The organism is Lyngbya sp. CCY1209 (assembly GCF_035615495.1).
Lineage (GTDB): Bacteria > Cyanobacteriota > Cyanobacteriia > Cyanobacteriales > Microcoleaceae > Limnospira.
Genome location: NZ_JAJENU010000198.1, coordinates 1 through 20,271, shown reverse-complemented (window position 1 = coordinate 20,271; position 20,271 = coordinate 1). Strand labels below are relative to the sequence as shown.

Sequence of the window (20,271 nt, the reverse complement as noted above, 5' to 3'; positions counted from 1 at the left end):
TTCATCGAACGGGCGGGGGAGACGGGCGACGGCGAATAGCCGCCAATGCTCGGAAATCAATCGACATCAACAAACGTTGATTTCCCGATAGGCCCGCCGCCACTCCTCGTCCGTGGCGAACCCCTCGACCCGTTCCACCATGACGCGGCCGTACCAACTGCGGTCCAAAATGGCGATCTTCCCCGCCGGGGCCAGTTTGCGCCAGAACCGCCACAGGTAGTGGTGGGCTTTTTCCTCGTCGGTGGGGGCGGCGAAGGCGTGCACCTCGTAGCTGCGGGGGTCGAGGATATCCGTCAGGCGCTTGATTGCGCCCCCCTTGCCGGCGGCGTCCCACCCCTCGAATAGGATCAAAACCGGTATCTGTTTTTCGTAGATGATCTGTTGCATCCGGCCGAGGCGGGCCTGCTGATGGGGCAGTTTTTCCTTGTACTCGTCGGAGGAGAGGGACAGGCTCAAATCCACACCGGCCAGGGGGTTCGGTTCCGTGGGGTCGAGACGATCCTGGGGGACGGTGCAAACGGGAGGAGGCTGCACCTGCAGGCGTTCCAGGGCTTCTTTGATGGTGGCGACCATCGTGGAGAGCACCTTCACCCGCGCCCAGCGTTGGCTGTCCCCTTCCACCAGCGTCCAGGGCACCGCGCCGGTGCTGGTGTGGATGACCATATCTTCGGCGTAGGCGGAATAGGTGTCGTAGTTTTTGGCCTGTTTCCAGTCCTCGGGGCGCACCCGCCAGGCCGCCAGTTCGTCCTTGCTGGCTTTTTTGAGGCGGTTTTTGAGCTCTTTTTTGCTCAGGTGAATCCAAAATTTGGCGATCGCAGCTCCGTTGTCCACCATCTGGCGCTCGAAGGCGTTGATCTGGCGCATGGCCATCGGCACTTCGGATTCCGGGAGGCGACCGAACAGCCGGTCTTCGAGGACGTGGGTGTACCAACTGTGGTAGAAAATGCCGAGTTTACCGCGTCCGGGGAGTTGCTGCCAAAATCGCCACATGAAAGGATAGCGCCGTTCGCTCTTGGTGGGGGGCCAGATGGGGATGACTTTGAAGCCCCGGGGGTCCATGTAGCCGACCATTTTTTTCACCAGCGCCCCCTTCCCGGCGGCGGCCCAGCCTTCGAGGACGATGATCACGGGGAGCTTTTTTTCCCAACAGGTCTGCTGAAGCGATCGCAACTCCCGCATCAGGGCTTCTACCTGAGTTTTGTAGGTTTCCTTATCTAAGGCTAAATCGAGATCGAGTGTCTTGAGCATGGGCGTTCAGTGGGTCGGATTCCGATCCAGTGTAACCGCTGCGATCGGGGAAAAATGTAAAATTTCGATATCTTTTCGGAAGCGATCGGGCCTGACATCCGGCAGATTGCCGTATACTATAGAAAATAGCGGCAAAAACCAGATTTATTTGGATTGGCGACATGGCGAATCCACCCCCTCAAAAAACGACGGCGCGACTGGAAGCTCGGATCAGCCCGGAAACGAAAGCACTGTTGCAAAACGCGGCGGATTTGCAGGGGCGAACCCTGACCGATTTTGTGGTGTCTGCCGTCCGGGCCGAAGCGATGCGGGTCATTCGAGAACATCAAATCCTAACCCTCAGTTTGGAAGAAAGCGAAGCCTTCGTCGAGACAATCCTGAATCCTCCCCCGCCGAATGATGCGTTGAAAGCCGCATCTCGACGATACAAGGATGCGATCGCGGACTGATGGTTCTCAAAATTGAACTGCTGGCAAAGGGTCGGCATTTGCGATCGCAATTTCACTGCGGAAAGGAGAGTTTAGATCGCTACATTCGGCAGCAGGCATCGCAAGATCTGAAAAGACGAGTCGCCACCGTCTTCGTATTGATCGACGCTCCCGATTCAAATATTTTAGCCTATTATACTTTATCGAGCTACACCGTCGATATTGGCGTTTTGAATGACGACTTTGCCAAGCACCTGCCGCGTTATCCACGCCTGCCAACAACCTTACTCGGCCGTTTGGCTGTCGATAACAGCGCCAAAGGTAAGGGATTTGGCGAATTGATGTTAGTCGATGCACTCAAAAAGTCCCTGGAAGTTTCCCGACAGATCGCATCGCTGGCGGTAATTGCAGAAGCGTTGGATGAAGAAGCATTGGGATTTTATCTCAAATACGGCTTTCTACAATTCCAGCAAGATCCGATGAAGCTTTATCTTCCCATGCAATCCATTGCGGAGCTGTTTTAGATCGATTATCATAAGTTATCTAGCCCCCAAACCCCCAATTCTGGGGGCTTTGAGTGGATGGGATTTGACTTCATTATTTCGGACCACCGATCTGGCCCCCAAACCCCCAATTCTGGGGGCTTTGAGTGGATGGGATTTGACTTCATTATTTCGGACCTATCTAGCCCCCAAACCCCCAATTCTGGGGGCTTTGAGTGGATGGGATTTTCACGAATCATTTCAGGGTGCTAGAGTACCAACCAACTCAAAATTTCTGCCGCCGTCAACTGCAAATCGATCCCGTCTAAAACGGGAAGTTGCGCCTCTCCTTGAAATGACGCGAGACGTTGATTTTCGACGATGCAAAAGATCGTCTCCATCCGAGGATCGATCGCCCATCCGATGCTGGTTCCGTTTTGAGAATAGTGCAACAACTTGGTTAATAGAACAGTCATCTGCTGTTCTGGCGACAAGATTTCGATCGCCCAATCCGGAGAAATTTCAAACCGATTGGCAATTTTTCCGGCCGGCGATCGCGGGATTCTGTCCCAGCGGAATACCGCCACATCGGGAACGAGCGATCGTCCCCCGACAGTACAGCGCAACTCGGGAAAAGCTCTGGCAATCTTTTCAGCTCGCACAACTCTATTGATAGCTTCGCATAGTTCGCCTTGGATCAGACTGTGTTCACCTTGTGGCATTGGCTTTTGGATAATTTTTCCGTCGATGTATTCCGAAGCCGGTTCGGTTTCCGGACGTTCCAGGAATTCTGACAACGTGAGCGATCGCCCGACCATTTGAGTCATGTTGATTCCCCATATCAATCGTTTTAATTGTAGCAAATAAAAGCCCCCAGAATTGGGGGTTTGGGGGCGAGATGCGATCGCTACAATTGATTTTGCTTGACCCACATCCGAAACAGTTCCACGGCGATGCGGATATTCCCCCCGGCTTCGATAATCACATCGTGGCGGGAGAGGGTTTCCAAGGCATTGTTGAGGGCGGTTTCATCCAATCCGGTTGTTTGTTGGAGGGTGGTGCGATCGCATCCTTCCGGGTGGGAAGCCAGGACTTTGAGAACGTCTTGCTGGTGGGGTGCACCTTCGGCGGCTTGTCCCCAAACGCCGGTGAAATAGTAGCGTCCGTTTTGGAAGAAAGTGCCGTTGATAACCGCGTCCACATCTTCCACGGTAAAAACCGGATCGCGGGGGTTCCCCCGTTCAAACATTTGGTCATTGTAGCGGCGGACGAGGTCAAATGCGATCAACTGCACCAAATAGGGTTGTCCGTGGGTGAGGTTGTAGATTGTTTTGTGGGCTTCCGGTTCGTAGCTGAGGGGAAAATCGGGGTCGGGATTATCGAGAATTTGGGCGGTGGCGGCGGCTGTCAAAAACCCCACCTTAATTGGTGGAGTTACGCTACTAAAAAAAGGTTGATAATAATCTTCAGTCATTTCTTCCAGGGTGTGCAACCCAGCAAAGGCAAAAGCAATTTTAGGACTCATCTGCACGAAACTCCGCAAGATTGTCATAAAATTTGCTGGTAGTTGGTTCAATTTAATTAATTCTTCAATACTTTCAAATTCATCCAAGGCAATGATCAAGCCGGTTGTGTCTATTTTTTTCAGAACCTTCTTTAAATGACGTTTAAAATTTAGCGAAGGGTGTTTTAAAAAATCTTCTTCGTCTGGCAGAGAAACATTAAGTGTTTCTGATATCTCATCGCTAATCTCTAAAAATACCTCGCCCATTCCTCCTGAAAATTTTTGTAAATTAACATAAATTACTTTAACTTTGGAACCCAAAAAGTTGGCAATATTCAATAAAATTGAAGTTTTTCCCATGCGACGATGACCGTATAAAACGATGGACTGAAGATGAGAACTCATCACCCACAATTCCTCAAGCTTTCTCATGATATCTTCTCGACCAATAAATAAATTTCCGACAACTGGATCGCCAATGATATAGGGATTTTTGACCGGTTCGGTAATCGAAATATTGCCAACTTCTTGAGCAATGCGTTCTAAAGCTTTTTTCCAGGTTTGGGCAATATCGACAATTAAACCTCGTTCCGCTTGGGGTAGGGTATTAGCATCATCTTGAATACTTCTTAATTTACCGATCGCGCGGTTAAGGGCAAAAGAACGAGCCGATTTTGAAGTTGCTCCTAAAATGAGTTTTGTATCTTTTAAAACGCAATGTAAACCGTTCATTGCATCCCAAGTTGCAGAGCGCAGATAGTGTTCTGAAGGAAATGCAGAAACTTTAATTTCAGCAATGGTGTCGGGTTCTGTAGCAGCTTTAAATTGGGCGAGAGTTTGAGCCAAAATAAACATCTCTTCGCCATATTGCAAAGATCGTACTATCAAAAATGCTTGGGTTGCTTGTTCGGGTTCTTTTTCGTGGAGATGCCAAAAACCAGCAGCAATTGCACGGGGTTGAGTATCAAGGCGAGTGTCTATCGCTGACACATTTATTTCGTTATTTAATTTTTTCCAAAAGAACAATAATTCATGAATTGCAATTGATAATCCTTTTATAAAATTTGTTTGTATTTCTTGTGTCAAGGATGAGGATAAAAACTTGACAAGTTTCCAATCAACAGGATTTTCTGATAACTGAGAAATTCGATAAATTAGGTGTTCTTGTGGAGTTTGTTTGAGAACTCGATTGAGGGCTATTATTGCAGGAAAAAATTGTAACGAATATTGAAAAATACGATTGATATTTTCTAACCCTTGTTCCCAGTCCTGTTTTAAGGATATTTCTAAACGAGTTGTTAGTAAGGGTAAAGGAATTGAGCTAATTCGTGGAAAAAGCCAACTACGGTTTTGAATTGATATTAAATTAGGTAGTACACAAATTATCCAGTTTTCGGGACGCAAACTTGCTACACTGATCACTACACCTAACATCACACTGATAATCAAACCTAAAACTCCACTAGCCACCACAGATCCTATACCTACTACTACACCAAACCTTGTAACACCTACTACCAGACTGTATACACCTGCTGCTACACCGAATATCAAACCAAATGTGAACGCCACACCAAACGCCACACCCACTACAAAACCAAATGCTGCATCAATCACACCTACTATCAAGCTAGAGACTACACTGATGCCGACACCAAACCCCACAGAGACAATAACCATAACTACAAAATTAGAGGTTGTATTGTTGACTAAAATTGCTACCATATTCATAATTACACTGACTGCCACAGCGACTCCCACACCTATTGAAACACCGAATTTTATGGCAAACGCTACACCAAGTAAGCAGATAGAAAACAGCCAATTAAACAGCACATAACTCCAATAAAATTGGACATTAAAATCCTGAGATATTATCCACGATAGAAATGATGTAAAAAAAATCAATATTAATCCCTGTAAGCATAATTTAATTTGATTTTGATTGCGAAGGAGTAATTCCAACTTTTCTCGCCAAGTTTTTTTGTCTTTTAAACTCCCAGTTTCTCCATGATTTTCTTCATACCATCGCAGTGCTTGAGGAAAGAAAAATATCCAATATAACAGTCGCAAATAATCGAAAGTATTCCATAGAGATAGAGATCGCCTTAGTTGTGGAGCCAAGTTGAGGCGTAGAATAAAATTACTATTTTTCATTATTTTCATTCAAATATTTATAAAGATCGTGGCATTGTTGCATTACTTTCTGCGGATGACCTCCAGTTTCTTGATAAATTTTTATGATCTCATTCTCATCAAACTGAATACATTTTAATTGTTGTGTAACAAAATAAGTTAAGCGACTATTAATAAAATTTTTAACTGTTTCTTGATTCCACGGCTTAAGACGGTGTTCTCTACAAATATTTTCAAAAGGTGAAGTCATATTCTGACTATCTAGAAATAAAGTATCAAGTGATTGAGAAGCTGCAACCACCAACCGCAAAGGCGGATCGCTGCCATCCGCCAATGCTCGTAACTGGCTGCGAACTTGGTTTGTAAACCAATTTTCTCTCATATTATCTACAACATCGAGGAGAAGTAAAATACGATATGGTTTGAGTTTGTGCCTGAGTTCACGTCCTTGACATATTTTAATACCGATTTCATTACATAGTTCTGCATAAAAATCATCGTCGCTCTGAAGGTGTCGCAAATCTATATAAATTGGCTTTATATCTGATTTGTGAACTGCCGTTCGTTCGATCGCTTTCAATAATGAAGACTTACCCAGTCCACTTTCTCCAATAATTGCGACGCTACTGCCACTGTTCAGTGTTTCAAAAATTTCTCTAATTTCCTTATCCCTGCCAAAAAATAAATTTGGATCTGCTATGGCTCCACTCAAAGGCGTGAAAGGGTTTTGATATTCCAAACTTTTAACCGTCTCATTTTTTTGAGAACTATATTTTTCTTCCAGCCACTTCAATAAAGCTTCTTTTTTGGTATCGTTGGCATCTGTTAAAACTTCGCGAAATTTTCGATAAGCACTCGCTCTACATTTTTTGTAAGCCTCCCATGAAATATCGCAATCTCCCCTCACAAGGATACACACTTCTTTTTCGTCCAGATTTAAATTTTGTCGCCGGAATCTTTCTAAAAAGAAATCTTGTTCTGTTCGACTCAATTTATAATCGACCACGATCTCTTTCAGAAATTTATCCCAGCGATCCCAGTTCTCCATCGGCTTGGTTGCTACTCCACCCCACCAGTGTAACCGAAAATGCTACCTCCGGATCGGGGGGAACATTATTTCCCCCTCGTTCCGCTCGGATGATTTCACAGGGGGAACTTTTTGGCGCTTACGGAATGAGAAAGAATTCTCTATGTTGGGATTATCGATGAATTTGAGGAGAACACGAACAGCATGAACAATCCCAACTGGTCCGATCGCATCCTTCCGATTTACTACGCCAAACCCGCACGGCGAAACGGGATGAGCGGTTATGAAGACGAACGCGGTAACTTCCAACCCAGTGTTTCTCACATCCAGGAGGTGATGCGATCGCTCAAGGAAAAAGCACGACTCAATCAGTGGCGACGCAGCCAGGGAGCCGCAGCCAACCGAGCCTGTCAAATTGGCAAGTTGGGACACCGCCTGGTTGAGAACTTCCTGAAGGGGGAAACTGTCTCCTGTCCGCCAATCCTCGAACCCCATTGGAAACAGTTGCTCCCCACCTTGCAAAAAATCCACGGAATCCGACTCGTAGAGAGTCCCGTTTTTCACCATTATGATGGGTATTGCGGCCGGGTGGATTGCGTGGCTCGTCTGTCCGCTCTCCCGGAAATGGCGATCGAGTTCAAATTTAGCGATCGCATCAAACCTATCTATCCCCAACAAAAAATGCAACTCGCCGCCTACACCGCCGCACTCAACCGGCAGTATGGAACTCAATTCAACCAAGGATTGATCGTTGTTGCAACTCCCGATACAATCGATGTCAATCTCATCGACTCGTCCGAACTCAATCAATCTTGGCGACAATGGCAAAGCCTCGTCGCTCGGTTCTGGGCACAAGATCTAGATGTGGCTTGAAATTTCGACAACTGCAATACTCGACGGTAAGGGTGCGATAAGGGTGCGATCGCTCCCAGCCGTTCTTTTGTCTTCGCTCAGGTTGACGGAGCGCAACCCAACAACTCTATTATAATTTGAGTAGATCTTTATTCGGTTCCGTCTTGAGGGACGATTTTCGCCCGGAAAGCAGCGATATCGATATTTTAATCTCATTCGATCGCGATGCCCGTTGGACGTTATTCGATTGGGTCGATATGGAACAAGATATCAAGAATATTTTTCAAAGAGACGTTGATTTGGTCAGTCGGCGAGGGATCGAACGCAGTCGAAATCACCTCCGTCGTCAAGCAATTCTGAACTCCGCTCAAGTCATCTATGCAACCTCGCGAAATTAATTATTTCCAAGATATGCTCAATGCCGCCAAGTTGGCTCAAGACTTTGTGGCCGGGATTGACTGGGAAACCTTTGAACTGGATTTAATGCGTCAAACCGCCGTGACTCGCCAATTTGAAATTATGGGAGAAGCGGCTCGTCGAATTTCGACCGACACTCAAGGGACTTTTCCAAACATTCCCGGGTCGCAAATTATTGGAATGCGTAATCGTCTCATTCACAAATACGATGACATCGACCTAGAGTTGATTTGGGATACCGTCTAGATCGCCTTGCCCGAATCGATTACAATGTTAGAAACTATCATCGATAATCAAGAATAACGGAAATCGACAATGACCGCAAAATTGAGCGAATAAAGGAGCGATCGCATGAAATTTTCAACCCGAATCAAAGCATTTATCAAGCTAGTGAAGTACGCTTTAAATTTCAAATTCCCCATATCACTCGAAGCAAAACCGACTCTGGCTCCCCCCTTCTTAAGGGGGGCGGGGGGGGGATCGTCCGCATCTGATTCAATCGATCGCCGCTATATCCATATTTTCAGACATTTTTTAATCCTCCTACTTTCCCTCTATTTTATATTGGGAAATCCCGCCCCCGTTTTCGCCTCCATCCACCGCTACCCGGAGGGTTCCGATCGCGTGATGTACCGTTCCAAACTCAGTTTGCGTGATCGCCGCGATCGCTCCTGGCAGGTGATCCTATTCAAACGCACCGCTTTCGGCCGAGTCGAGAGCCTCCACCTGCGTCTGGTGGGATTTCCGGGGTGGGTGGAGGTCGCCCACCGAGCCCCCCTCACCCTGACGACGGCGACGGGCAAAACCTGGAGGGCGGAAGATGTGGTGGATCTGTCCCTGCCCCCCAACGTCGGCGAATACGACCTCGCCCCCGTTTTATTGGAATTGGAGGGAACCCCCGCGATGGAACTCTCCGTGCCCCTGACGACCGAATCCGCAGAAATCCCCGCCCCCCCCTTTGTCGTGCGAGAATGGCAGCAACTTTTTGACAATTGATAATTGTTAATTGTGAATTATTAATTGTTATTTAGCCAAGTCGTGTCCAAATAATCGATTTGGGCGTGGGGACTCAAAGCCGCCAAGACCTGTTTTCCATAGCTGCGGTGCAGCACCCGAGTGTCCAGGAGGGCGACGACGCCCTGGGTTTCCCGGACGGGGGCGACGGCCCGCTGGAGCTCTTGCAGGGCGGTGGGGAGGAGGTAGAGGCGGAACCAGTCCTCGCGGCGGCGTTTGTGGTAGGCGACCCGGCCGGCCACCAGGGGATGTTCCAGGGAGGGCAGGGGCAACGTCGCGATCGCCAACAGGTGCGGGGGGGCGAACCGGTGCCGGTGGGTTTGCCAAAATTGCCAACCCGCCACCAAAATGCCGCGATCGCCCAATTCTGCCGTCTCCACCCGCACTTGGGAACCGAACTCCGACGCCAAAACCGCCCCCACCCGCCCCCTGAGCGGCACGTCCTCCACCAGCAGCACCCTTGGGCCGGCAACCCCCGCGCTCATCGATAGCAGGGTCCGCAACTCCCGAATCAGGGCTGCCTCGAATTGGGGGGTGTTGGGCATCGGTATCCCCGAGGGCAGGTAGAGTTGGATCAACTGAGTCTGGCGGTCTGGGGAAAATTTGACGCCGGTGATCTCCCCGAGTCCCATCACTTGGCGGTAGATGGGGGCATTTTTGTCCAAATCCAGGGCGCCGCCGATGAGCACCGAGGGCTGTTTTTCCCAGACGGGACGCAACGCCGACGCCACCTCTATCGGAGTGCAATAAAAGGTCAGGGCGCCGCGATCGCGATCGACCCCCACCCACCGCAACTGATTTTCAGATTGCCACTGATGCCAGAAGCGGTTCCAGGGAGAATCCGCCCCCTCGCTTTCCGCCAGGGAACAACTGCGGGACTCGGTGTCCTCCCCCGTTTCTTCTTTGAGGGCGGCAAACAGATCTTCGAGGATCTGCCGTTCCGCCTCGTCCAGGAGGTGGCACCCGTAGAGGTTGGGGGGGCGGGTGAAGGCAGACTTGATCAGGCGCACTTGGGCATCTTGGAGGAGATCCCGCCACTCCGGACGCCCGTCGATCAACTGTCGCCAGTCGGACCCGTGCAACCGGGCCGTGAGGCGATCGCGGGCCCGGCGTTCCAGGTCGTCGGCGCAGTCGAGAATCGTGGGGACGTCCGGGGGAAAATTGCCCCTGTCCCCCAGGCGATCGTCCAACCAGGCTTCCGGAGTGGTCAGCAGCAACCCTTGATAGTCCGCATCCGGCCAGCGATCGCCCCTGCGAATGGGCATCTCCATCAACCTCCAAACCTCCTCCCCGTCTCCGAGGTGTCGCAGTCGGGAGAACTCCACCGCCAACAAATGCTCGATGACCGCTTCCGGGGCGACGATGACGCTGGCTTTCCCCCAAACCAAAACGGGGATCAGGTAGCTGAAGCGATAGGAATGGTTGAGGCTTTCCGGCGGCACCCCCGTCTGGATCAGGGCACTGCGCCCCAGGCGCAAGGCGCGGGCCACCAGCCTCGCCATCGTCAGATGGTGGGGCCAGTCGATATCGCCGAGGGAATGCACGAAGCGGCGAAGCAGGTTGTGGGCTTCTACCTCAATCACAGGTGATGTCCGGGGAAACGGCTTCGGGGCGGGTGCCGATCCGGATCGTCGGGGGTCGGAATTCTGGCCTGAGTCCGGCACGGCAACTTCCATATTAGCCGGATCTGCAATTCTAATTTTTCGAGGCGATCGCCCGGAGGTCTGAAGTGAAGGGAGGGCGGCGGGCAAAAGTCGAGAGGCACGGGGGGTTTCGAGGAATCTGCGCTCCGAGTTCCTCGGGGCGGATCAGTGGGTTTCGTCAAAACTTTCGATAAATGCGATCGCGGCGGCGAGTTCGGGCAGCGAACTCTCGGTGGCCGGTTCGGACCGGGCGGACTCTAAGATCGAAGACGAGCCAATTTTGTCCATCTGCGGGTGTTGGTAAACGGTGAGAGTTTTTTGACTCGAATTGGTGAGTTGGGTGGCGGTGGGCCGGCGAAAAAACGATGGGATCGACTCGGAGCGGGTGCTGCGAACCAATTTTTTGATGTCGTTGACCCGGGCGATCACTTGACCCATTGCGCTCAACAACTGCGTCCGCCGTTCTGGTTTCAGGGACGAACTTTGGAGCTGCCGCAGCAACGTGACGATATTTTTTTGGGTCCCGGTGGCGTCGTCGAAGGGTAAAACCGCCATGCAACCGATGGGAAACAGGTCTTCCTCCCTGTCGGCGGCGAAGATGAGGGACGTGGTGCGATCGCCGACTTCCACGCTGGGGGGGCGGGCCATGACGGGAAATTCGCCGGCAATTTTTTGGTAGGTGGCCGCCAACACCAGGTTAGCCTCGTGGTCGAGGGGGGAATCGACGACGATCTGAACCTTTGGGCGAGTTTGGTTGAAGAACTTTTTCAACCTGTCGCGATCGAAATGGTAGACCTCGCTGTGGTCGCCGTTGGGGCTCAAATCCACCCACTCGCAGGAGATCTCCTCCGCTTTCAGGTTGAAGCGACACACTTGGTAGAGTTTGGCCCCCGTCAACGTGGCGCCCGACAAGTCCGCGCCGCCCCAGGAGGCGCGAATCAAGTTCGTCTGGGTCAAGTCCGCGTGCACCAAACTGGCCTTGATCAGCGTCGCCCCGTTCAGGTTGGCGCCGCAGAGGTTCGCGCCGCTCAAATTCGCCTCGCTCAGGTTGGCGGCGCTGAGGTCGGCGCCCCGCAGGTCGCTCCAGCGCAGGTTGGCGCCCCGCAGGTCGGCCCCGCTCAGGTTGGCGTAGGTGAGGTTCGCCTGCCGCAATTCCCCGTGGCAGAAGTCGCTTTTGGGCAAATTCGCCTTCACCAAGTCCGCCCCCCGCAGGTCGGCCCGTCGGAAGTTGACGGCGGCTCCGGAGGCCCCCCGCAGGTTCGCCCCGCTCAAATTGGCGTTGCCGAAGTTCGCCTGCTGGAGTTTGCTTTCCCGCAGGTCGGCGCCGTTGAGGTTGGCTTGGGCGAAGTTCGCCTTGTGCAGTTTGGCCCGGATCAGTTCGGCTCGGATCAACAGGGCCCCGACGAGTTGGGCCTCGCTCAAATCCGATCGCACCAAGTTGGCGACGTTGATGGTCGCCCGGTTCAAAATCGCCCGGGTGAGGTTGGCGCTGCTCAACCGGACGACGTTGAGGTTGGCGTCGCTCAAATTGGCTTCGCTCAAATCGGCCGAACCCATATTGGCAACGCACAGGGAGGCGCCGCTCAAGTTCGCCCCCCTCAACACGATTCGGCTCAGATTCGCCTCGTTGAGATTGATGCCCTGAAAATCGCGTTTCCCGTCCCGGTATTGCTTGACAATTCCGTAAACTTTGACAAGATCGCTTTCCGAAACATCTCGGTTATTCTGATCGGTCATTCGATGTCGATCCCCCTCAAATCCAGGTCGAAACTTTCACTTTTAATTGTATTGATGATACCCCAAAAGGGTCTGACCCCTCGACCCACTGACCTCAGTAAAAGCTGGCGACGAAAGCGATCGCCTGCTCCGGAGTCGGCATCGCCAGTTGCCGGTATTGTTCGAGTTTGAGTCCGGAAACACCGATCGCCCCGGGGATATCGTTCAAGTTTCGACCGAATCCGGGATGGTTGTGAATGGTCAGATATTCTGTTGCCAAATTGCTCAAAATTGTTTGGGTCGGAGAATTAAAAAAGCGATCGCACTCTCCCACTTCTGACCGCCATTTTTCGGACAGCACCTCATCGTCCAGATGTCCGATTTTCCGCATCATATCCACCCCGAACTGCACGATTTGATTCGACAACCTCACCCCCATCTGGGAACTGTTGTCCGGGTTGAGCATCCGCAACGATTCCAGGATCGAAGTCCGGGTCGCCGTGGCGTCGGAAAAGGGTTCGATGGCGACGTAGGCGGTCAGAAACAGTTGTTCCTCCTCTTCTATCCTAAATGATAAGACTGTCCTCCGAGACCCCACGTCGATGCTGGGGGGCTGTTTGATAAACGGATGGTGGCGGACGATTTGGCGGTAGATGGCGGCGAGGACGCAGTGGGCGTCCGGGTCGAGGGGGGCGTCGATGCGAATTTGCACCGTGGGCGACTCGATGTTGAAGAATCGATAGGCTTCCTGGGGGCTGAAATGGCGAATTTGGCTGCCGTCGCCGCCGGGACTCAGGTCAACCCAGTCGCAGGTGATCTCGTCGGCCATCAGGCTGAACCGGGACACGCCGTAAAATTTGCTGCCCGTCAGGGCCGACCCCCTCAAGTCGGCTTCCGTCCAGTCGCTCTCGATCAAATTGGCCTGGGTCAAATCGGCGTGGATGGCGGTGGCGTTGAGCAAATTGGCACCGCTGAGGTCCGCGCCGCGCAAACTCGCCCCGCTCAGTTGGGCTGCCTCCAGGTTGGCTCCGCTCAGGTCTGCACCGCTCAAGTTCGCCCACCGCAAGTTGACACCGCTGAGGTTGGCACCCCGGAGGCGGGCTCCCTCGAGTTCGGCCTGTCGGAGTTCGGCGTTGCGGAGGTTCGCCCCCCGCAGGTCGGCCCGGGTCAGCTTCGCGCGCGTCAGGTTGGCCCCTTCCAGGTCGCCGAGGATGAGGCTGGCTTCGGACAGGTTGGCCCCCGACAGGTTGGCCTGTATCAAATCGCTCCGCCGCAGGGTGGCCTCCCGCAGGTCGGCTTCGGTGAGGTTCGCGCGTGTCAAATTGGCGTCGCTGAGGTCGGCCCGCATCAGTTCGGCCCGAATTAAGGAGGAGTCGATGAGGCTGGCTTTGCTGAGGTCGGCTCGAATCAGGTTGGCCACGTTGAGAACGGCTTCGTCCAAGTTGGCGCCGGTGAGGACGGCACCGCTCAATTTGGAGACGTTGAGTTTCGCTCGGCTCAGGTTCACCTCGCTGAGATTGGCGCCGCTGAAATTGGTGACGCTCAGAATCGCCCGGGTCAAATTTGCCCGACTCAGATTGACCCGGCTGAGGTTGGCTTCGCACAGGAGAATGGCGGGAAAATCCCGCTTTCCAGATTGATAGTTGAGCAGCAGTTCTTCGGCATCCATGCCCGTTTCGCTCCGGCCTGACGTCGGCAAATTCCAGTCTTATTCTATCAAAATTTCGCCGCCGCGTGGGAATCGAGCCGGCGGCTTTGTCTGGACGCTTGTCGGCGATCGCGCTCCCCCTTCATACCGGAAAATTCGCCCATTTTTGCTCGACTTAATTTTCCAATTCTTGATTTTTTATAAAAGTTTTTCGGGACGTTGCCGGGGGAGATATAATGTCCGAAATGACCTGGAAAGTTTGCAACCGAACGAGGGTCAAAAACAGTTAATCGCCCCGGAAGTTTTCGGATGAATATCGGTATTATCGGATTGGGTTTAATTGGCGGTTCCCTAGGGTTGGATTTGCGATCGCTGGGGGCAGATTCCGCAGAAAACGCGACTCCGGAAGGCTATCGAAAGCCAGGGCGGGTGTTGGGCGTCAGCCGCCGCCAGTCCACCTGCGATCGCGCCGTCGCCCTCGGTGCGGTGGACGAAGCGGACGCGGATTTGTCTTTGATGGCACAAGCCGATCTGATTTTCATTTGCACCCCCTTATCGGCGATCGCGCCGACCGTCGAACAACTTGTCGATCACCTCAAGCCTAATGCAATTCTAACGGATGTGGGGTCCGTCAAAACCCCCGTCGTCCGAACCCTGTCCCCCCTGTGGCCCAATTTCGTGGGTGGACATCCGATGGCGGGGACGGCCGAGAGCGGCATCGAGGCGGCTCAGTTCCACCTGTTCGCCGGACGCCCCTATGTCGTCACTCCCACCGAAACCACCCCCCCCGCAGCGGTGCGGGAAGTGGTGGCGATCGCCGAATCCCTCGAAGCCAAAGTCTACTCCTGCCCCCCCGAAGCCCACGATCGCGCCGTCGCCTGGATTTCCCACCTCCCGGTTATGGTCAGTGCCGGCCTCATCGCCTCTGTCGCGGGGGAAACCGATCCCGAAGTCCTCGATCTGGCCCACAAACTCGCCAGTTCCGGCTTCCGCGATACCAGCCGCGTCGGCGGCGGCAACCCCGAATTGGGCGTGATGATGGCTAAATACAACCGCGAAGCCGTCGTGCGATCGCTCCACACCTACCGCCAAACTCTCGACGAGATCGCCGATGCCGTGGTTCGGGAAGACTGGGGAGAACTTGAAAGGTATTTGACTGACACTCAAAAGGCGCGATCACAATTCAACCTGTAGGGTTTGACGGAATTGAATGGATCGTCCACAGATTTCGCAGATTGTCGCAGATTATTTGGTGTTGGGGTGAGTGGATCTGGGAAATTAATTGATAATTATCAATTATCAATTATCAATTATCAATTATTTAAGCGATACTTCCCCGCTTTCGGGCTTCCTTATAAGACGTGCCGACATTTTGCAGTCCGGCCCGGATCATTTCCTGTTCCAGCAGTGCGAAAAATCGGGAGCGATCGCCGCCCCGGACCACGGCCTGGTTGTGGGCTTCGGCGAGGGCGACGGGGTAGCCGTAGCCCTTGTACACTTGGGCCAGGGTCATGCCCAGGGCCGACTCGAACAGTCGGGAGTCCTCGGCTACCCAGGCGGGACACTCGATGCGGGCGATTTCCAGGCCGACGTTGACGTAGCAGAAATAGATGGAGTGGGAGCCGTAGAGGTCCAAAATGCGCGATCGCGACTGCCACAGGGGGCTGCGGTGGCCCGGTTCCAGGCGGGAAGACCACAGCACCCCGTCCCGCAGGGGTTCGCACACCTGGCAGGGGGCCTGTTTGATCCGCCCCTTGCGATCGACTGTGCCCAGGTCGGGGCAGTGGTGCAGGCAGTTGGGCTCCTCGTAGGGGCAAGCCTGGAACCGCAGGAAGGAGAGGGTTTCGGCGCTGCGGGAGGCGCTGACGTAGCCCAGCAGGGGGATGCCGGCCAGCCGCAGGAGCTCCCAGGCGCCCAAAATCGGCTCGATGATGCGATCGCGGGCCTCTCCGGGCAACTGTTCCAAAAACCAGTAGATCAGCGAACCGTCCACCAGGGCGAGGGTGGGGGCGGGGAGGGCGTTGTTGGCGATCACGAGCAGATCTTGGCCGATTTCGGCCAGGGCGACTGCTTCCGAGACGGTGCGGCGGTAGCCCATCCACTCCTCGGTGCGGATGCCCCACTGCCGGGAGATGTAGAGGTCTTCGGGGCGGTAAAAAATTTCGGGAACACTGTCGAGAACCGGGTGGCGACTTTGGCCATAATGGAGGATGACCCGGCTCACGTTGAGCAAGTAACAGTAGGCGATTTCGTGGGCGCTCGGGGCGATTTGGGAGCCGTCGGAGGCGAAGACGGTGTGGGCTTCTGGGGGGGTTTGGATGGCGGGCCGGCGGTCCAGCGGTTCCACGGGGGTGGCCGCGTTGAAGGGGATGCGGTGTACCCAGCGGGCCTGCCGCCTCACCAATTCTTCCTGGTGGGTCTGGGCTTCCTCGAACAGGGTTTGTGCCCGTTCCAGGCGATCGCGGGCCGCTTCCGCCTCCCGGGTCATGTGTTGGCTCATGCCCTGCATTTGGCGGGCAAGTTTTGTCAGGTCGAGCATGGGAAAATTGAGAACGCTGAGAACTCGGGTTAAACTCAATTATAGGTCCCAAAAGTGCATTTGATATTCTGAAGCTGGAAAATTGACTACACTGGAAACTAAACAACCCTCAGATCGACAAAAATAAATCCTCAAAAATTTGATCAAATTTTAAGGTTTTGAGTCTGAGAAATAACAACTTGAACAATTTTTGTATATCAGAATTTTGGCGTTCAGGAGTCCTGACATGACAGATTTTGCCGCACCCGTCCCGTCCGAACCGATCGACTTGAGCAATTGCGATCGCGAACCGATTCACATCCCCGGACACATTCAAGCCTACGGGTGCCTGTTGGTTCTCCAAGAACCCGAATTGACCATCTTGCAGGCCAGTGGCAACACCGACAAATTTTTGGGCCGGGAAGTCGAATCCCTGATCGGAAAAAATTTGGAGCGAATCTTGCCCAAATCGGAAGGCAAAAAAGTGGTTCAGTTCGTCCTCCAAAATGATTCGGGACACTTCGGACCCTTCACACTCGACCCCGGCGATCGCAAAAAAATTGGCAAATTGACCGCCACCCTGCACCGCCACGACGGCCTATTAATTTTTGAGGTGGAACCCCATGTCAAAACGGAATATAATCGCCGTTTCGGTTTTTACTCCCGGGTCAAAACCTCCCTCTCCAACATCGTCAACAAAAATACATTTGAAGAGTCCGTCGGCTATTTGGCGGGGGAAGTGCGGGCGCTGACCGAATACGATCGCGTCATGATTTATCGCTTTGAAGAAGACGGCAGCGGCATCGTCGTGGCGGAGGACAAACGGTCCGATCTCGAAACCTTTCTCGGGTTGCACTATCCCGCCTCCGACATTCCCAAACAGGCGCGGGAACTCTACTATAAAAATTGGGTGCGAATGATCGTCGATATCAATTACGAACCCGTCCCCATTTTCCCCGCCCACAATCCCGTCACCTCAGCCCCCCTCGACCTCAGCCACGCCATTTTGAGAAGTGTCTCGCCCATCCACATCGAATACCTTCAAAATATGGGGGTTTCCGCTTCCCTGTGCATCTCTTTGATTCACGACAAAAAACTCTGGGGCATGATCGTCTGTCACCACTACAGCCCCAAATTTGTCCCCCACGAATTGCGACAGGCTTGCGAACTGTTGGGGCAATTTATGTCCGTGGAATTGTATCGCCAATATCAAAATAATTGGGAACGATACAAATCCAAAGTCAAAGAGATTCAACACCTGTTCAGACAAAAATTGTCCGGCCGGGAATCCAATGTCATCCGTCAAATGATGCAGATGATCCACCAAAGCGGCGATCGCCTGCTAGAATTGGTCAATGCCCGGGGAATCGTCATCTGCTTGCAGGGAAAACTGTCTCACTGCGGGGAAGTTCCCTCCCCGGACGATCTGGAAAATTTACTCTGCTGGCTGCGGACCTATCACCGGGAAGAAATTTTCTATACCGACCGCCTCGGCTCACTCTATTCCCCGGCTAAAAATTACACCCAGAAAGTGGCGGGTTTGTTGGCGATCTCGATTTATTTGGATCGGGTGACTTATCAAATTATTTGGTTCAGGCCGGAACGGGTCCGCACCGTCACCTGGGGCGGCAACCCCAACAAACCCGTCATCAAGGACGGAGGCGGGGAGGTTCGCCTGTCCCCCCGCAAATCCTTTGAAGCTTGGAAAGAGACGGTCAAGGGCCGCGCTGAACCTTGGAATGAACTAGAGATCGCGGCGGCTGCGGAGTTGAGAAATAGCCTCATGTTGGCTGTTTTGCAGTTTTCCCATTTTGCCCTCGAACAAGTCGCCAAACGGGCGGAAACGGCGAACCGCGCAAAAAGCGAGTTTTTGGCGAATATGAGCCACGAAATTCGCACGCCGATGAATGCCATTTTGGGGTTTTGTGACCTGTTGCAGGGGATGGTGGAGGACGAACAGCAACGCGGTTATTTGGATGCGATCGCGGCTGGAGGGCGGGCGCTGACGGCCCTGATCGACGACATCCTTGACCTGTCTAAAATTGAGGCGGGGAAACTGGAACTCCAGTACGAACCCGTCGAGTTGCGGGTGTTGATGCAAGAGATCCGACAGATGTTTTCTCCCACGGCGATCGCCAAGGGTGTATCATTGCAAATTGATGTCGAAGAAACCGTCCCCACCGCCATCGAATTTGACGAGGTGCGGCTGCGGCAGATCTTATTCAATACGGTGGGAAATGCCCTGAAGTTCACGGAAAAAGGGTCGGTTCGCATCTGGGCTCGCACGTTTCAACCGGACGGCGATCGCCAAATTTACCTGGAAATTATCGTCGCAGATACCGGAATCGGGATTTCCCCCGACCAGCAAAAACAGATTTTTGAAGCCTTCGTTCAAAGTGAGGGACAGAGCACCCGCAAATATGGCGGAACGGGTCTGGGATTGGCGATTACCCGGCGACTCACTCACCTTTTGGGGGGAGACGTGACCTTGAAAAGTCAGTTGGGTGCGGGGAGTACCTTCACGTTTACCTTTCCCAATATTAAACTTGCCGAAAATGGCAATTCAAAAGCTGTTAAATTGACCGATAAAATTGATTTTAGTGGGCTGCAAACTTCGACAATATTGGTGGTAGATGACGTGCAGTCCAACCGCAATTTGGTCGCGGGTTACTTCGAGGGTACGGGACATCGCCTGCTGATGGCAAAAGATGGTTTGGAGGCGATCGCGATCGCCAAAACCGAACGTCCCGACGTAATTTTTATGGATTTGAGAATGCCGAATTTGGATGGAATTGAAACGAGCCTGCGATTGAAGCAAGATCGAAAAACTCGGAATATTCCCATTATCATGCTGACGGCTTCTGCGGTCGCCCAAGATTTTGAACAGAGTCAAAATCTCTGCCGGGGATATCTGCGAAAACCCGTCAGCAAAGCGAAACTCGGCGGCGTTTTGCGGGATATTTTGCCCCCCCGAAAATCCCACGTGCGATCGCCCCAAAAATGTGTCGCTCTAGAGTCGCGACCCACCCCCATAACTCCAGAATGGAAGGAAAAACTGTCCGAATTGAAGGATATTTTACAGCGGGAAGAGGAGACGAAATGGCGGGAATTGCGCGATCGCATGACCCAGAGACAGTTGCGATCGTTCCTGAAGCGACTGCAAACCCTGGCGGCGGATTATCCCTGGGAACCCCTGCAAAATTATGCGGCGGCTTTGGAGGAACAATTGACCGCTTTTGATTGGGATCGGTTGCCGGATACCATCGCACAGTTTCCCACCTTGAGGGAAATGCTGTACGGGGTACTTTCGGACGGTTAAATTCCCCCAAATTTTAAGTTCCATAAATCCCCCAACTTTGGGGGACTTAAGTATCGGGTGTGCTCCAGAATTGATACCGATTGGGCTTTTCTCCCCTCTCCCAAAATTGGGAGAGGGGCTGGGGGTGAGGGCGAGTGAAACCCAATATTGGAACTGCCACCCCCAAAACGCAAAAAGCGCCCCCCAATCGGGAGGCGCTTGGTTTAAACCGGCTTAAAAATTAGCCAATTTCGGGGGCAACGAAAGCCACAGTCTCGGACTCAGCAGAAGCCAAGTCGAGGGGGAAGTTGTGAGCGTTGCGCTCGTGCATGACTTCCAT

The 20,271-nt window shown here is 52.8% G+C and carries 15 protein-coding genes and 2 pseudogenes; 8 read left to right on the top strand and 9 right to left on the bottom strand.

Translation table 11 applies throughout. The features are described from left to right. Positions 1 to 75 precede the first annotated feature (75 nt). Positions 76 to 1,248: pseudogene (locus tag LKE08_RS03610) on the bottom strand (polyphosphate:AMP phosphotransferase); the annotation flags it as partial. A 161-nt stretch (positions 1,249 to 1,409) separates the two neighbouring features. Between LKE08_RS03610 and LKE08_RS03605 the strand changes: the two are divergent. Together LKE08_RS03605 and LKE08_RS03600 are read left to right on the top strand one after the other, a co-directional pair. Then, entirely contained in the window at positions 1,410 to 1,697 is a 288-nt protein-coding gene (locus LKE08_RS03605; protein WP_324702826.1) for a DUF1778 domain-containing protein, read from the top strand. Then, entirely contained in the window at positions 1,697 to 2,200 is a 504-nt protein-coding gene (locus LKE08_RS03600) for a GNAT family N-acetyltransferase (RefSeq protein ID WP_324702825.1), read from the top strand. Before LKE08_RS03605 ends, LKE08_RS03600 begins: the two co-directional genes overlap by 1 nt. Before the next feature lie 227 nt (positions 2,201 to 2,427). Here LKE08_RS03600 and LKE08_RS03595 read toward each other — a convergent pair whose 3' ends face one another. The 3 genes from LKE08_RS03595 to LKE08_RS03585 form a co-directional block, all read right to left on the bottom strand. Then, positions 2,428 to 2,985, bottom strand: a complete 558-nt coding sequence (locus tag LKE08_RS03595) for a Uma2 family endonuclease (protein WP_324702824.1) — start codon at positions 2,983 to 2,985, stop codon at positions 2,428 to 2,430. 80 nt (positions 2,986 to 3,065) lie between these two features. Beyond that, positions 3,066 to 5,819: an AAA family ATPase gene (locus LKE08_RS03590; protein WP_324702823.1), complete on the bottom strand. Its 2,754-nt coding sequence runs from the start codon at positions 5,817 to 5,819 to the stop codon at positions 3,066 to 3,068. Further along, entirely contained in the window at positions 5,809 to 6,846 is a 1,038-nt protein-coding gene (locus tag LKE08_RS03585; protein ID WP_324702822.1) for an AAA family ATPase, read from the bottom strand. Before LKE08_RS03585 ends, LKE08_RS03590 begins: the two co-directional genes overlap by 11 nt. Before the next feature lie 183 nt (positions 6,847 to 7,029). Here LKE08_RS03585 and LKE08_RS03580 point away from each other — a divergent pair, with 183 nt between their 5' ends. The 4 genes and pseudogenes from LKE08_RS03580 (at position 7,030) to LKE08_RS03565 (ending at position 9,090) form a co-directional block, all read left to right on the top strand. After that, the gene (locus tag LKE08_RS03580; protein ID WP_324702821.1) at positions 7,030 to 7,698 is read left to right on the top strand and encodes a hypothetical protein; all 669 of its coding nucleotides are present in this window, start codon (positions 7,030 to 7,032) and stop codon (positions 7,696 to 7,698) included. 110 nt (positions 7,699 to 7,808) lie between these two features. Then, positions 7,809 to 8,075: pseudogene (locus LKE08_RS03575) on the top strand (nucleotidyltransferase family protein); the annotation flags it as partial. Continuing rightward, complete coding sequence (locus tag LKE08_RS03570; protein ID WP_324702820.1) at positions 8,056 to 8,340, top strand: HepT-like ribonuclease domain-containing protein; 285 nt, start codon at positions 8,056 to 8,058, stop codon at positions 8,338 to 8,340. The pseudogene LKE08_RS03575 and the gene LKE08_RS03570, both read left to right, overlap by 20 nt. Before the next feature lie 318 nt (positions 8,341 to 8,658). After that, complete coding sequence (locus LKE08_RS03565; protein ID WP_324702819.1) at positions 8,659 to 9,090, top strand: DUF3122 domain-containing protein; 432 nt, start codon at positions 8,659 to 8,661, stop codon at positions 9,088 to 9,090. Between the two features lie 20 nt (positions 9,091 to 9,110). On the opposite strand, the gene LKE08_RS03560 is transcribed toward LKE08_RS03565, so the two are convergent. From LKE08_RS03560 to LKE08_RS03550, 3 genes are all read right to left on the bottom strand, one after another. Then, complete coding sequence (locus LKE08_RS03560; protein ID WP_324702818.1) at positions 9,111 to 10,691, bottom strand: ATP-dependent DNA helicase; 1,581 nt, start codon at positions 10,689 to 10,691, stop codon at positions 9,111 to 9,113. A gap of 225 nt (positions 10,692 to 10,916) precedes the next feature. After that, positions 10,917 to 12,488, bottom strand: a complete 1,572-nt coding sequence (locus tag LKE08_RS03555) for a pentapeptide repeat-containing protein (protein WP_324702817.1) — start codon at positions 12,486 to 12,488, stop codon at positions 10,917 to 10,919. 94 nt (positions 12,489 to 12,582) lie between these two features. After that, complete coding sequence (locus LKE08_RS03550; protein ID WP_375341397.1) at positions 12,583 to 14,136, bottom strand: pentapeptide repeat-containing protein; 1,554 nt, start codon at positions 14,134 to 14,136, stop codon at positions 12,583 to 12,585. Between the two features lie 288 nt (positions 14,137 to 14,424). On the opposite strand from LKE08_RS03550, the gene LKE08_RS03545 reads away from it, so the two are divergent. Then, positions 14,425 to 15,309 carry a prephenate/arogenate dehydrogenase gene (locus tag LKE08_RS03545; RefSeq protein WP_324702815.1) on the top strand — a complete coding sequence of 295 codons (885 nt, stop codon included), beginning with the start codon at positions 14,425 to 14,427 and terminating at the stop codon, positions 15,307 to 15,309. A 127-nt stretch (positions 15,310 to 15,436) separates the two neighbouring features. Here the strand turns inward: LKE08_RS03545 and LKE08_RS03540 are convergent, their stop codons facing one another. Continuing rightward, on the bottom strand, positions 15,437 to 16,654 hold the full coding sequence (locus tag LKE08_RS03540; protein ID WP_324702814.1) for a DNA double-strand break repair nuclease NurA: 1,218 nt from the start codon (positions 16,652 to 16,654) through the stop codon (positions 15,437 to 15,439). 226 nt (positions 16,655 to 16,880) lie between these two features. Between LKE08_RS03540 and LKE08_RS03535 the strand changes: the two genes are divergently transcribed. Beyond that, entirely contained in the window at positions 16,881 to 19,952 is a 3,072-nt protein-coding gene (locus LKE08_RS03535; RefSeq protein ID WP_324702813.1) for an ATP-binding protein, read from the top strand. 220 nt (positions 19,953 to 20,172) lie between these two features. On the opposite strand, the gene LKE08_RS03530 is transcribed toward LKE08_RS03535, so the two are convergent. Next, on the bottom strand, positions 20,173 to 20,271 hold a 99-nt coding region (locus tag LKE08_RS03530; RefSeq protein WP_324702827.1), incomplete at its 5' end, for a photosystem II protein D1.

Coding starts and splice junctions, on each gene's coding strand:
- LKE08_RS03570 (WP_324702820.1), top strand. CDS start 8,056: ATGCAACCTCGCGAAATTAATTATTTCCAAGATATGCTCAATGCCGCC.
- LKE08_RS03580 (WP_324702821.1), top strand. CDS start 7,030: ATGAACAATCCCAACTGGTCCGATCGCATCCTTCCGATTTACTACGCC.
- LKE08_RS03590 (WP_324702823.1), bottom strand. CDS start 5,819: ATGAAAAATAGTAATTTTATTCTACGCCTCAACTTGGCTCCACAACTA.
- LKE08_RS03585 (WP_324702822.1), bottom strand. CDS start 6,846: ATGGAGAACTGGGATCGCTGGGATAAATTTCTGAAAGAGATCGTGGTC.
- LKE08_RS03545 (WP_324702815.1), top strand. CDS start 14,425: ATGAATATCGGTATTATCGGATTGGGTTTAATTGGCGGTTCCCTAGGG.
- LKE08_RS03540 (WP_324702814.1), bottom strand. CDS start 16,654: ATGCTCGACCTGACAAAACTTGCCCGCCAAATGCAGGGCATGAGCCAA.
- LKE08_RS03600 (WP_324702825.1), top strand. CDS start 1,697: ATGGTTCTCAAAATTGAACTGCTGGCAAAGGGTCGGCATTTGCGATCG.
- LKE08_RS03550 (WP_375341397.1), bottom strand. CDS start 14,136: ATGGATGCCGAAGAACTGCTGCTCAACTATCAATCTGGAAAGCGGGAT.
- LKE08_RS03595 (WP_324702824.1), bottom strand. CDS start 2,985: ATGACTCAAATGGTCGGGCGATCGCTCACGTTGTCAGAATTCCTGGAA.
- LKE08_RS03535 (WP_324702813.1), top strand. CDS start 16,881: ATGACAGATTTTGCCGCACCCGTCCCGTCCGAACCGATCGACTTGAGC.
- LKE08_RS03605 (WP_324702826.1), top strand. CDS start 1,410: ATGGCGAATCCACCCCCTCAAAAAACGACGGCGCGACTGGAAGCTCGG.
- LKE08_RS03555 (WP_324702817.1), bottom strand. CDS start 12,488: ATGACCGATCAGAATAACCGAGATGTTTCGGAAAGCGATCTTGTCAAA.